Annotated in this window: 12 protein-coding genes, 1 pseudogene and 1 riboswitch; of the genes and pseudogenes, 3 read left to right on the top strand and 10 right to left on the bottom strand. The window is 50.4% G+C overall.

From position 1 onward, the window contains the following. Window positions 1-7: 7 nt before the first annotated feature. Window positions 8-553, bottom strand: coding sequence for a carbonic anhydrase (locus DXA97_RS00245; protein WP_118718156.1), 546 nt, complete (start codon window positions 551-553; stop codon window positions 8-10). 245 nt (window positions 554-798) lie between these two features. Next, on the bottom strand, window positions 799-2,022 hold the full coding sequence (locus DXA97_RS00250; protein ID WP_118718157.1) for a cation:proton antiporter: 1,224 nt from the start codon (window positions 2,020-2,022) through the stop codon (window positions 799-801). 92 nt (window positions 2,023-2,114) lie between these two features. After that, window positions 2,115-2,188: riboswitch (Fluoride riboswitch) on the bottom strand. A gap of 137 nt (window positions 2,189-2,325) precedes the next feature. Between DXA97_RS00250 and DXA97_RS00255 the strand changes: the two genes are divergently transcribed. Genes DXA97_RS00255 through DXA97_RS00265 form a run of 3 tightly spaced genes read left to right on the top strand, consistent with a single transcriptional unit; the run spans window position 2,326 to window position 5,959 of the window. After that, a complete protein-coding gene (locus DXA97_RS00255) occupies window positions 2,326-2,814 on the top strand; it encodes a hypothetical protein (protein WP_118718158.1) in 489 nt (162 codons plus the stop codon). Further along, entirely contained in the window at window positions 2,811-4,043 is a 1,233-nt protein-coding gene (locus tag DXA97_RS00260) for a diguanylate cyclase (RefSeq protein ID WP_182436746.1), read from the top strand. The genes DXA97_RS00255 and DXA97_RS00260 overlap by 4 nt, the downstream gene beginning before the upstream one ends. Then, window positions 4,040-5,959 (top strand): GGDEF domain-containing phosphodiesterase, encoded by a 1,920-nt coding sequence (locus DXA97_RS00265; protein ID WP_118718160.1) that lies wholly within the window; start codon window positions 4,040-4,042, stop codon window positions 5,957-5,959. The genes DXA97_RS00260 and DXA97_RS00265 overlap by 4 nt, the downstream gene beginning before the upstream one ends. A gap of 96 nt (window positions 5,960-6,055) precedes the next feature. Here the strand turns inward: DXA97_RS00265 and DXA97_RS00270 are convergent, their stop codons facing one another. The 8 genes and pseudogenes from DXA97_RS00270 to DXA97_RS00295 form a co-directional block, all read right to left on the bottom strand. Next, a complete protein-coding gene (locus DXA97_RS00270) occupies window positions 6,056-6,547 on the bottom strand; it encodes a GNAT family N-acetyltransferase (RefSeq protein ID WP_118718161.1) in 492 nt (163 codons plus the stop codon). A gap of 17 nt (window positions 6,548-6,564) precedes the next feature. Continuing rightward, the gene (locus DXA97_RS21740; protein ID WP_347561415.1) at window positions 6,565-6,969 is read right to left on the bottom strand and encodes an ABC transporter ATP-binding protein; all 405 of its coding nucleotides are present in this window, start codon (window positions 6,967-6,969) and stop codon (window positions 6,565-6,567) included. A 90-nt stretch (window positions 6,970-7,059) separates the two neighbouring features. Beyond that, window positions 7,060-7,631, bottom strand: a pseudogene (locus DXA97_RS21745) (dipeptide/oligopeptide/nickel ABC transporter ATP-binding protein); the annotation flags it as partial. After that, window positions 7,618-8,625, bottom strand: coding sequence for an ABC transporter ATP-binding protein (locus tag DXA97_RS00280; RefSeq protein WP_118718162.1), 1,008 nt, complete (start codon window positions 8,623-8,625; stop codon window positions 7,618-7,620). The gene DXA97_RS00280 and the pseudogene DXA97_RS21745, both read right to left, overlap by 14 nt. A gap of 121 nt (window positions 8,626-8,746) precedes the next feature. Next, window positions 8,747-9,718: an ABC transporter permease gene (locus tag DXA97_RS00285; protein ID WP_347561401.1), complete on the bottom strand. Its 972-nt coding sequence runs from the start codon at window positions 9,716-9,718 to the stop codon at window positions 8,747-8,749. Window position 9,719: 1 nt separating this feature from the next. Next, complete coding sequence (locus DXA97_RS20530) at window positions 9,720-10,220, bottom strand: ABC transporter permease (protein WP_243107489.1); 501 nt, start codon at window positions 10,218-10,220, stop codon at window positions 9,720-9,722. A gap of 11 nt (window positions 10,221-10,231) precedes the next feature. Continuing rightward, a complete protein-coding gene (locus DXA97_RS20535) occupies window positions 10,232-10,642 on the bottom strand; it encodes an ABC transporter permease (protein WP_243107490.1) in 411 nt (136 codons plus the stop codon). A 138-nt stretch (window positions 10,643-10,780) separates the two neighbouring features. Beyond that, complete coding sequence (locus DXA97_RS00295; protein WP_118718163.1) at window positions 10,781-12,448, bottom strand: ABC transporter substrate-binding protein; 1,668 nt, start codon at window positions 12,446-12,448, stop codon at window positions 10,781-10,783. Window positions 12,449-12,561: the final 113 nt, after the last annotated feature.

Here is a 12,561-nt window from a genome sequence, read left to right on the forward strand (position 1 = left end):
TCTTATTTTAGCCCTCGACCCGTCTTAACTCTCCGGTCGCAGAATCCATGATAAATCCGTTGATGCGCACATCCTTTGGCATCAGCGGATGCTCCTTTAAGCGGCGCACAGTCTCGTGAACGGAAGATTCCACAGACTCAAAGCCGCCAAGCCAGCGCTCCAGGTCAACACCACTGTGACGCACAATATCAATGTGCTGCTGGTCAATGCCGCGCTCCACCAGCTTCTCTAACATCTCATTTCCATCCATGCCCTGCACGCCGCAGTCGGTATGGCCAATGACCATAACCTCCTCTACGCCCAGCTCCAGAATGCCGACCAGCAGGCTTCGCACCACGCTGCCGTAAGGATGCACGATCACGCCGCCGGCATTCTTGATGATCTTGGCGTCGCCGTTTTTGATGCCAAGTGCCGCCGGAAGAAGCTCCAACAGGCGGGTATCCATACAGGTTAAAATAGCCAGCTTTTTGTCCGGGTACTTGCTGGTTAAGTATGGCTCGTAGCCCTTGTTCTCCACAAATTTCCGGTTGTATTCCATAATTTCATCTATCATAGGGTATCACTCTCTTTCTATACGATCTGAAAACCTGGCAACTGCGTAATACTCCGCAATTACCAGGCACAAGTATATCCGATTTTTGTGAAATTGTCAGCACAGAATGGCTTTATTTTATAAAAATTTCACAGGAAAATTTCGCTGTCCACTATCTCCCATACATATTCCATAACCTGGTATTCTTCGATCAGCTCGCAACAACCAAGAGCTTTCAAAAACTGATCCTGGCTTTTTTCTGAATTTTATCGTTTTTTGTCAATTTTTATCAGAGTGTTATTTCCCAGCAGTTGTTCAAAGCTGCTATCCATGCCAAACGCACCAAGCGGTGCCGTGATGAGAATCGCCATGACTGCCACAGAAAGTACGATCTGCCCGCAGGGCAATCCCATCGCCATCGGAACAGAACCGATCGCGGCCTGCACAGTTGCCTTCGGCAGGTAAGCAATCACGCAGAACAGACGCTCCTTCCAGTTCAGCGCTGTCTTTACCAGACAGAGCAGCACACCCACGGTACGGAAAAACAGGGCAACTGCGATCATAACAACCGCCGCCAGTCCAGCTCCTACAGTATAACGGATATCCACCGCCGCACCCACCATCACAAACAAAAGTACCTCTGCTGCAAGCCACAGCTTTCCAAACTTTTCAGACAAACGTGCAGACACCTCTTTGATACTGCGCAATTTCAGCACGCAGGCCATGCTGACCACAGCCAGAAACCCGGACACGGAAATGAATGGCTTTAACCAGGTTTCCACCGACATGAGAAGGAAGGAAACTCCGAGTACGATGATCACTTTCATGCTGTTGCGGACATAATGCTCCTTCGCATAAGCCGTCTCAAAGAACAGACTCAGCAGCCATCCTGCCACCTCACCAACGATCACGCCGCTGATGATGGAGACCGGGATATTCACAAAATCCATCAGTCTTGCACTTCCGCCCTGCGCCATCCCGGAAAACGTAGAAAACAGGACAATGACAAAAATATCATCGCAAGAAGCACCCGCCAGTATCATCTGCGGAATGCTCTTTTTCGTACCGTATCCGTTTTCGATCAGCTTCACCATGCGCGGCACAACAACGGCCGGTGAAACAGCGGCCAGAACAGCTCCCATAACAGCGGCCTCGATCCGGTTCACACCAAGGATCACAGGCGCAAACAATACATACCCAAGAAGCTCAAAGCTCGCCGGAACGCAGGCCATCATCACGGCAGGCCGGCCCACCTTCTTTAGATCGGCCAGGTTCAAGGATAGTCCGGCCTTTACCAGAATGATGATCAGCGCCATCTGCCTCAGCTCTGATGAGATTGACAAAATGGACGGATCCAGCAGATCCAGCACATACGGCCCAAGCACAATACCGGTCAGAAGCATACCGATGATGCGCGGCAGTTTCATACGTGCACAGATCGCCGCCATGGCCAGACCTGCCAGAAAAATGAATGATAGTGATGTTAACATATTTTTTCCTCCTTATTGTACGCGAAATCATCGGACGCGCCACTGGTGACTCCTCGATATGCAATGCAAAAAAAGCTGGTGACCCCTGTGATTTTCTCACAGAAGTCATCAGCCTTATTTCAGCGGTTTTGGTTTCCCACGGGAGAACTTCATTCCCAGGCGCTATTTTACTGTATTTCCCACGGTTTGTAAAGCGAAGATTCTCATTTTTGCCATCTAATCTTGTCATCCAAACACTCTGTACGATATAATAAGACTATCAGGCAAAATTTTATACCTGCATTCTACATTAGGAGATGGATCATGAATAAACTTTCGAAATGGAAAAAACTGGAATACGCAGCAATTGGTTTTCTGCTGCTGTGTCTGGTCTTTCTGTCATTTTGCTTTTATAAACCAGAGCCTGCCGTGAACGCGCCTGTATCCGTTGTGAGCGACTGGTACCGGCTGCAGGACGGACAGCGCATCGAAGTGAGACTTCCGGCAAACCTGACACCGGGACCTGACGGCAGCCTCACGCTGTATTGTGACAAACTGACCAGATCCGATGCCGGGAAATTTTTTTCCGCCCGCGGCATCCAGTATGGCCTTGAGATCCGCATGGGAGACTCCCTTCTTTATCAGTACCGGGAAAATGCGTTTCTGAAAAATGACCAGATGAAGGGAAAACTCTGGCTGATGTTTTCCTCCCACAAACGACCGGAAGCAGTCCGCTTTGCCTGGTCTATAGAAACATGCCAGACAGCCCTCAGTTTATTTACGCGCCCATTTTCGGTCCCATTTCAGCAGTGACAAGACAGCATCTGATTGACCATGCGCTTTCCTTTGCCGTCCTGGCGGGCATGCTGGGCATTGGGATTCTTTCCCTTGCCATTTACCTGTACCTGAAATATCACGATTTTCACGAACCACGTTTTCTGGATGTCGCACTGTTTCTATTCCTGTGTTCTCTGTGGTCCTTTACCGACTCAGGGATTTATCATGTATATGGAAAAGAAATTGCGATTGGAAGCCTCATCTCCTTTTACGCATTCATGCTGATGTCCGTTCCCATGCTTCACTTCGTACAAAATACTGTGACATTAAAAAGGAGTCCGCTTCCCGGTCTCTGGATCGCAGCCCTCTATGCCAATGCTTTTTTCCAGGGGATCTGGTACCTTTTGACAGGCATACCGTTTATCCATATGCTTTTCCTCACACATATCCTGCTGTTTTCCGGAGTCATTACCATGATTTTGCTGTTACGCCGCGAATACCTGACCACACACAACCGGGGAGCCGGGCTTTGTCTGATTGCATTCGCGATCCTTGGCGTGGGCGGCATTATCTCCCTGATCTTATACTGGCTCTTTAAGATCTACTGGTATGATGCCATCTTCCAGTTTGGAATCATGCTGTATATCCTGCTTCTGTTCTGGGGTCTGATCTGTAAGATCACAAACGATATCCGCTTCCGCATGGAACAGGAAATCCTGGAAAAAATGTCCATGGAAGACCGGATGACCGGCTTGAAAAACAAAAAAGCCTTCGAACACTATCTTGCAAAACTGGAACGGCATTCTGATGAATACGCAAATGCATTCCTGGCATTTCTGAAACTGGAGGATCTGAAAGAAGCCAATGCGGCCTATGGCATGAGTGCCGGAAATGAACTGATCATCAGTGCCGCGCAGTGTATCCAGAATGTCTGCAGGGAACTTTCACCGGAACCGATTGAATGTTTCCGTACCGATGGAAATGAATTTGCCGTCATTCTTACCGATCCAAAAATTTCTTTTTCTGACTATGAAACCATGCTGCAGAAAGAGATTCGCAGATTCAATGCGTCCGGCAGCAGCCGCTGCCAGGTATGTCTTACATTGGGACACAGCTATTTTAAAGACAGCCTGGGAAATACACAGAGTATCAGCAGCTGGAAGAGCCAGGCCGATTATGACCAGCACAAAAGCAGCGGACAGACCGCCGCTTCCCAGGTCAGCAATCCATACAAAAGAATGTCCGAACAGGAGGAATCCTTATGAGTTATAATTCCGATTTTCTGATTGCCGCGTTCATCATTCTTACCATCGTTCTGTGGCAGTTTTTTAATCAGAAGCGCCCAAACGATCTGAATAACCGCACATTTCTTCATTTGGCAGTGCTTGGAATTCTGGACGTATTTTTTGAACTGATCAGCACTTACTACATTGCTTCCGGTCATAGTGATTTTGGAATGGGCGCCATTTTGTCCACTACCATCTTTTACCTGATGCAGACCTTGCTTCCTTTCGTTCTGGTCTGTTACATCCGGACCTTTCATAAAAAAGAGCACATTCATCCCGGTGAAATGTTCATCCTGGGCTTTCCAACACTTATCCTGCTCTTTTTGATCCTGAGCAATCAGTTTACCGGCAATATGTTTTTCTTTGAATCTCAGACCGGTTACGTAAAAGGCCCACTGTACATGCTCATGTATTACTGTGCCCTGCTCCATATTGCAGAAGCCACTCTGATCATCATTTTCCGGAGAAAAGCACTTGGTCCAGCGACCAGCAAGGCACTGTTTCAGATTCTTGTACTGTCGGCTTTCGGTGTCATCGTTCAGGCGCTGTATCAACCGCTTTTGATGACTGGATTTGGGCTCAGCCTTGCAGTCCTGACACTGTTTTTGACCATTAACAATCCACATGCCAATACCGACAGTCTGACCGGGCTCTATGACAAACCATACTTCATCCGAAAAACAGAAGAATTTCTCGCGGAAAAGAAAAGTTTCCACGTGATCACCATAACCTTTTACCAGTTAAACCAGATCAACCGGGCAGCCGGTACCCAGAGTGGGGACCAGTTTCTAAAGCTCATCTCCGAACAGCTTCAAGAAATCTGCGGACTGCAGGTTTTCCGCATCACCGGAAAACGATTTCTCGTACTGGCCTCTTCCCTGCAGGAATATGAATATTTCCTGACGGAAATAAAAAAGCTTTTTCAGCAGAATTCCGGTTTGAATGCAGAAACCTCTGACAAGCTATCCTCCCCTGCCATTCTTTGCGGTATCCTCAATGCAGAAAAGCTGGATGATGGAGGGGCCATCCTGGAATACGCAGAATACCTGGAATCTCTTGCTCCGCGAAATGGCATCATTGAAACCGTTCAGGATGACCAGAAAACCATGAGCAGCTTTGTGTATAATAAAGAAATCGAACAGTTTCTGCATACCGCCATTGAAGAGGATCTGTTTGAAGTCTATTACCAGCCGGTCTACTCCCTGGATGAAAAATGCTTCGTTTCCCTGGAAGCCTTAAGCCGCCTGCGTCATCCGACGTACGGCTGGATTTCTCCCGATATGTTCATTCAGATTGCAGAAAGGAACAGGTTGGTCGACCAGATCAGCGACCTGCAGTTTCGCCGTGTCTGCCGCTTCCTCAAAGACCATGAAGATCTGATGAAGCAGCTCCATACGGTCAAATTCAACCTTTCTCCGCTGGATCTGATCAAAAATGACTGCAGCAGCCGTTTTATCCGGATCATAGATGAATTCGGTCTCCCGCATTCCTATTTCCAATTTGAAATTACGGAAACCGTGGCAACCGAATACAATAACATCCTGAATCAGGCTGTCGAAGAATTTTCCAATGCCGGGATTCTCTTGTGCCTGGATGATTTCGGCTCCGGCTACGCAAACTTTAATACCGTCATGCGGCTTCCATTTGCTGCGATCAAGCTGGACCGCTCCCTGCTCTTTCACATCTGTTCTGATGTCAAAGCCGCTACCTTCTATCAAAGTATTGTGGCTGCATTCCAGCGGATGGGCTACCTGATCATTTCAGAGGGTGTGGAAACCCAGGAAGAACTGGACCTGCTGGAACAGTGGGGTGTCAATATGATCCAGGGATATTATTTTTCCAGACCTCTGGCTCCGATTGCGCTTCTGGAACTGCTCACCGAGAAAACAAACTAAGCGGATCCAGGATTCCTACCGTCACAGCCGGATCCATATCAAAAAAGCTGATGCCCTGCGTTTTTTCCGCAGAAGTCATCAGCTTTTTTCTTTCTATTATAATGCTTTTTCGTAACACCAGTAATCGTGTTCGTGTAAAAAACACTCCCCGACTGTTTCATATTCAAACACCTTATAAGACGCCAGTGCTTTTTTATTTTCCTTTGCCACCAGGATGTGTACACTTTTGAATCCCTGGCTGCGCAGTTCCTCTATCGCCCCCGCCATCAGCTTTCTGGCAATTCCCTGGTTCTGGTAGCTTTCGCGCACACCGAGCCTGGAAAGTTCCCGCCCCGGCTGAAGTTCTTTCGTCCAGCAGGACAGCGTTTCCACCTTTGGATCTTCATCGATGGAGATAACTCCGGCGATCTCTCCGTTTTCTTCGTTCCGCAGACAGAATAATGCATTGCGGGATAAATCAAAGTCTACATCACTGCGGGATGGATAATCCGCAGTCCAGGCGCAAAACGGAGTGCCGATCAGCGAACGGTAGAGGTCCAGGACTTCGTCCGCCTCTTCTTTTCGCACATGCTCAAATACAAATTCCATGATCTGTTTCCTCTTTTCTATTGCTCCGCGCTCTCAAGCGGGAAATGACAGAACACCGTTCTATCCCCAAAACGCTTACATGGCGGCTGCTCTTTTCCACAAATTTCCTGTGCATAAGGGCAGCGGGTGTGGAATTTACAGCCAGACGGCGGATTCACCGGAGACGGGATCTCGCCGACCAGCAACTCCTTTTCTTTGGTCCGAAGATGCGGGTCTGCCTTCGGGATCGCGTTCATAAGAAAGCGGGTGTACGGGTGCAGCGGATGCGCATACAGCGACTCCGTATCCCCGATCTCGCAGATGCTTCCCAAAAACATGACACACACACGGTCTGCGATAAATTTCACTACGCTCAGATCGTGGGAAATAAACAGATACGTCAGCTTATACTCTTCCTGCAGATCCTTTAACAGGTTTAACACCTGGGACTGGATGGAAACGTCCAGCGCGGATACCGGCTCATCGCAGACGATCAGTCTCGGATTCAGTGCGATGGCACGGGCAATGCCAATTCGCTGGCGCTGTCCGCCGGAGAACTGGTGCGGATAACGGTTATAAAATTCTTCCGGGATCCGACCTCTTTCATGAGCTCCTTCACCCGTGTTTCCAACTGCTTTTTGTCTTTCATTCCATAAGTTGTCAGCGGCTCTGCAATGATCTTCGCCACGCTCATACGCGGATTTAAGGAAGCGTACGGATCCTGGAAGATGATCTGCAGCTGTCTGCGGATCTTTGCAAACTCCGACTCTTTCATGGCAGTGATATCCTGCCCCTCAAACTCCACCTTACCGGAGGTTGCCTCCAGAAGACGGATCAGCAAGCGCCCTAACGTACTCTTTCCGCAGCCAGATTCTCCGACCAGCGCCAGCGTCTCACCTTCGTAAATTTCCAGGTTGACATCAGACACTGCATGCACCACCAGCGGATCCTTCTTTGTGCCGCCAATAGGGAATTCCTTTACCAGATGATTGGTGCGAAGCAGAAGCTTGCGTTCACTCGTGCTGTTTTCTGTCTGCTGGTTTTCTGCCAGCCCATCCAGACATGGCTGATCTGCCAGCCATGTTGTGTTTTCAGTTGTCTCCATTCACGCTCACCTCCTCTGCTCCGGCATTTTCGCTCCGAAAGCACCGCACCTTATGCCCTTCGGCACTCTCATACATCTGCGGTTCTTCATTTCTGCACCGCTCCACCGCATATTCGCAGCGGGTACAGAAGCGGCAGCCCTTCGGCAGATGTAAGAGGTTCGGCACCACGCCCTCGATCGTGTAAAGCCGTTTTTCCTGTCCATCCAGCTTCGGAATGGACTTTAAAAGTCCCTGCGTATAGGGGTGCGCGGTATGGTCAAACAGCTCAAAGGTCTCTGCCTGCTCCATGACCTTGCCCGCATACATGACATACACATAGTCGCAGATTTCCGCCACCACACCCATGTTGTGGGTGATGAGGATGATCGAGGTTCCCTGGTCCTCACAGAGTTTCTTCATCAGCTGCAAGATCTGTGCTTCAATGGTCACGTCCAGCGCCGTGGTCGGCTCGTCGGCGATCATCACCTTCGGGCGGCACACCATAGCCATACCGATCATAACTCTCTGGCGCAGACCGCCGGAAAGCTGATGCGGATAACTCTTATAGCGCTTCTCCGGCTCCGGGATTCCGACTGCACGGAAAATGTCAATAACGCGCTGCTTTGCTTCTTCTTTTGAAACTTTCTGATGCAAAAGAATGGCCTCCTGCACCTGCTTTCCCACCGGATAAACCGGGTTTAACGAGGTCATCGGCTCCTGGAAGATCATCGAGATCTCATTTCCGCGCACCTTCGCCAGTTCCCGCGGGGAAAGGTGGGTAATGTCGCGTCCCTCCAGGGTAATGCTTCCGCCTACCACTTTGCCCGGGTAACGCAAAAGTCCCATAACAGACATGGCGGTCATACTCTTTCCGCATCCGCTCTCTCCTACAATGCCAATGATCTTTCCGGCCGGTACCTCAATGCTGACGCCATCCACTGCCGGCACCTCCCCCTTCGCGGTAAAGAAGTGGGATTTCAGATCACGGATATCTAATACGATTGAATCGTTCATGTTCTTCTCCTTTTCATTCCTGCCCCTGTCAGGCAAAAATGCTCCTTCTCTGCTGGCAACTGCTCCTGCCCGTCAGGCACAGCCAGTCACCACTGCTGTCTTTTTCCATGCAGTTCCGGCCTTACTGCTCCTTCAGATACGGGTCCAGCACATCGCGCAGACCATCGCCCAGGAAGTTAAATGCCATCACCACGATCATGATCGCAACACTCGGCGCAATGGAAAGCCACGGCTCGGAAAACAGATATTTCTTTCCGCGCACAACCATCAGTCCCCAGCTGGCACTCGGCGGCTGTGCGCCGACACCCAGGAAGCTTAATGATGCCTCGGACAAAATTGCAGACGGAATATTTAACGTAAACAGCACGATCAGGGAAGGAATGCAGTTCGGCAGGATGTGCCGGAACATGATGACCCATTTTTTCACGCCAATGCTGCGTGCCGCCTCCACATACTCCTTTTCCTTTAAAGAAAGGGTCTGGGATCGGACAATGCGGGCCGTTCCCGCCCAGTTTACCAGGCTTAATGCAATGAAGATGTTGATCAGACCACCACCCATGGTATACATGACCACCATAGCCAGAAGCAGGGACGGGAATGCCAGCATCACATCCGCCAGACGCATGATGATGAAATCGACCTTTCCGCCATAGAAACCGGCATACATGCCAAGCACGGTGCCGATTGCCATGGAAATGAGCGTCGGCACCAGACCAATCGTTAAGGAAATGCGGGCACCGAAAATAATGCGGCTTAAGACATCGCGCCCCAGCTCATCGGTTCCCAGCCAGTGCGCTGCGCTCGGATGCTGCAGGCGGTCTGCCAGGCTCTGCTGTAAATGATCGTAAGGCGCCACCACCGGGGCAAAGATTGCGATCAGGATCATAAGGATGATCAAGAGTGCAGAAAATGCTGCCAGCTTATTCTGGCGTACCAGAATCTTCGCCTTGTCCAGCCAGGTGTCTGCCTCGCCGATCTGAGCGCTGAAATCTGTCTGCATGTTTTTTGCATTTGTGCCATCCTGCTGCACGCTGCTGCCCACACCGGTCCGGCTGTTTTCAGACAGATTTTCCATACTTGTTTTTCTTTCCATCTTACGCGCCCTCCCTGATTCTCGGATCCAGTACATTATAAAGCAGGTCTGCCACCAGGTTTCCTGCAATGATCAGGATCGTAGTAAAAATAACGGTGCCCTGCAAAAGCGGCATATCTCTGGTCTCAATGGCATTGACTGCCAGACGACCAATGCCCGGAACACCGAACACACTCTCCGTTAAAACAGCGCCGGACAGCATGCTGGACACCTGCAGCGCCATCATCGTCACAACCGGGAGCATGGCATTTTTCAGCGCATGCTTTACAATGACACCAGACTCCAACAGACCCTTAGCCCGCGCTGTGCGGATAAAGTCATTCTGCATGATCTCAACCAAGTTGGAGCGGGTCATGCGGGCAATGCTTCCCGCAGAGTTCCACCCCAGCACGATCGCCGGAAGGATCATTGCACGGAAGGAATCAAAACCGGAAACCGGGAACCACTTGAACTTAAACGCAAATAAATACTGGAGTACCAGCGCCGTCATAAAGACCGGCATGGAAACACCGATCAGGCACCACCCATAAACAGGCGGTCCAGCAGCTTATTCTGGCGCACCGCCGCAATAATACCTGCCACAATGCCGATCACCCAGGCAACTACCGCCGCCAGAAGCGACAGCTTTACCGTGTTCGGAAATGCCTCTAAAATAATCTTCGTCACATTCCGGTTCAGCCGATAGGACGTGCCGAAATCGCCCCGCAGCGCGTGGGCAATATACTGGAAAAACTGAACATACAAAGGCTTATCCAGCCCCATCTCTTTGCTGATCTTCTCGATCACCGCCGGATTCACATGCTCGCCCATCATGGTGGTAACCGGGTCGCCCGGGACAATGCGCAGCATGATGAAAATCAGAAGCACCACGCCCACCAGAACCGGAATAGAAATCAGAATCCGCTTCAGTATCTTCTTAAACAAAACCTTCTCCTCCTTCTATGCAGACACACAATCTGGCATGCCCGTTGACATGCAGACCGGCCATGAATGTTTCCTTCCTCTGCGTTTCTACATGGCAAAAGAGGGAGTCCCTTTCGGAAACTCCCTCCGGTCACGATCCTACTCGTTGATTGATACGTTGTAGAAAAGCTGGTCACTCAGACCGCTCCATAACGGTGCAAAGCCCTCAACCCGCTTGCTGACTGCGAACAGATGCAGTCTGGAGAACATCGGCACCCATGCCGCATCCTCGTGGACGATCTTCTCTTCCAGTGCCTTGTACTCAGCCAGACGCTCGTCTTCGTTCACAATGGTACGCGCCTTCGCTACACGGTTCATCACTTCCGTATCCGGGTAGTTGATAGAACGGATCTTCGTCTTCTCTTCATTTCCGAAGAAGGTATAAATGAAGTTGTCCGGGTCGTTGTAATCGGCAGACCAGGTAGACATGAAGGAACCAAGCTCACCGGATTTTCTGGTCTCTAACCAGGTAGATTCATCGTAATTCTTGATCTCTGCGCGGATTCCAACCCCAGCAAGCTGGTCGCTGACAATCTCCAGCGCCATGGTCATGGTGTCAGAAGCAGAGCTGTCTGCTGCAATCTCCATGTCGAAGCCATCGGCATAGCCAGCCTCGGCAAGCAGCGCCTTTGCAGCCTCCGGATCGTACTTGATCTCTTCCTGATCCGGGTTAAAGCCGATGAGGCCGTGCGGGAAGATTCCCTGCTCCACCTGTCCTCTGCCGCCGTAAAGCGCATCCAGGATTGCCTGGCGGTCGATGGACATCTGAACCGCCTTGCGGACTCTGACATCCTGGAACGGCTCCTTATTAAAGTTCATGGTAAAGTACACGATACCAACACGCGGTCCCTGCACGATCTGGTCCGGATACGTCTCGGTAAAGCGGTCAACAGAATCTGCCGCATAGTCCAGGTCGAGAATGTCAAGCTCGCCGCTCTCAAACATCATGGACTGGGTCTCGGTATCCGGAATGATCTTGATGACAACACCCGGAAGCTTGGAAGCACCCTTCCAGTAATCCTCGTTGCGGGTCAGAACCAGCTGGTTGTTAAAGCTCCAGGAAGAAAACTCAAACGGACCGGTACCAACGGTCACTGCCGGATCCATACCAAACTGATCACCTGCTGCTTCGGTGGCCTCGCTGTCATAAATGGAAACACCCGGGGAAGAAATGCTTGCCAGGAAACCGGCAAACGGCTCCTTTAAAGTCACTTTGATGGTGTAATCGTCCACCACCTCAACACCCTCCAGTGTATCGGTCTCGCCAGCCAAGAGCTCATTCGCACCCTTGATCTGGTCGATAAACTCGGTATTCACGCCACCCTCAACGGTCAGCATGCGGTGGAAGGTGTAAGCCACATCCTCCGCGGTAAAATCATTGCCATTGTGGAACTTCACGCCCTGTCTTAAATGGAACGTGTACTCCAGGCCATCGTCAGAAATATCCCAATTCTCAGCCAGACTCGGAACGATCTTGGAATTGCCGTCCGCGTCGACCTCAACATCAACCAGACGATCGAAAATATTGAACGGAACCTCGTAATCCTTAGAGGTCTTCTGGACATCTGCCGTCTGGATATCCGCATTCAATGCAGCTACCAGGTAACCGGTCGTATCCACGTCCACGCCCTTCACCTCAGCAGCAGTTTCACTCTCTGCGCTCGCTGTATTCTCTATTGTATCGGAAGTTTTGCTGCCGCCGCAGCCGGTCAGCGCCAGGCCAGCCGTCAGTGCAGCCGCCAGCATAAGACTGAGCTTCTTTTTCATAATATCCTCCTTGATGCGAACCAAATTTTCGCTGCTGTTCACGCATGCGTGCCCAACAACATGATTTTGCCGATGCTTCGCATTCCAAATCGGCAAAATCTGCTGCCAAAACT

The organism is Clostridium sp. OF09-36 (assembly GCF_003481985.1).
In the GTDB taxonomy this organism is placed as follows: domain Bacteria; phylum Bacillota; class Clostridia; order Lachnospirales; family Lachnospiraceae; genus Brotaphodocola.

Excerpts from the sequence above, each read along its gene's own strand:
- DXA97_RS20530 (WP_243107489.1), bottom strand. The coding sequence starts at position 10,220 with ATGCCGGTCTTTATGACGGCGCTGGTACTCCAGTATTTATTTGCGTTT.
- DXA97_RS00250 (WP_118718157.1), bottom strand. The coding sequence starts at position 2,022 with ATGTTAACATCACTATCATTCATTTTTCTGGCAGGTCTGGCCATGGCG.
- DXA97_RS00285 (WP_347561401.1), bottom strand. The coding sequence starts at position 9,718 with ATGGAAAGAAAAACAAGTATGGAAAATCTGTCTGAAAACAGCCGGACC.
- DXA97_RS00280 (WP_118718162.1), bottom strand. The coding sequence starts at position 8,625 with ATGAACGATTCAATCGTATTAGATATCCGTGATCTGAAATCCCACTTC.
- DXA97_RS00245 (WP_118718156.1), bottom strand. The coding sequence starts at position 553 with ATGATAGATGAAATTATGGAATACAACCGGAAATTTGTGGAGAACAAG.
- DXA97_RS00295 (WP_118718163.1), bottom strand. The coding sequence starts at position 12,448 with ATGAAAAAGAAGCTCAGTCTTATGCTGGCGGCTGCACTGACGGCTGGC.
- DXA97_RS00270 (WP_118718161.1), bottom strand. The coding sequence starts at position 6,547 with ATGGAATTTGTATTTGAGCATGTGCGAAAAGAAGAGGCGGACGAAGTC.
- DXA97_RS00265 (WP_118718160.1), top strand. The coding sequence starts at position 4,040 with ATGAGTTATAATTCCGATTTTCTGATTGCCGCGTTCATCATTCTTACC.
- DXA97_RS00255 (WP_118718158.1), top strand. The coding sequence starts at position 2,326 with ATGAATAAACTTTCGAAATGGAAAAAACTGGAATACGCAGCAATTGGT.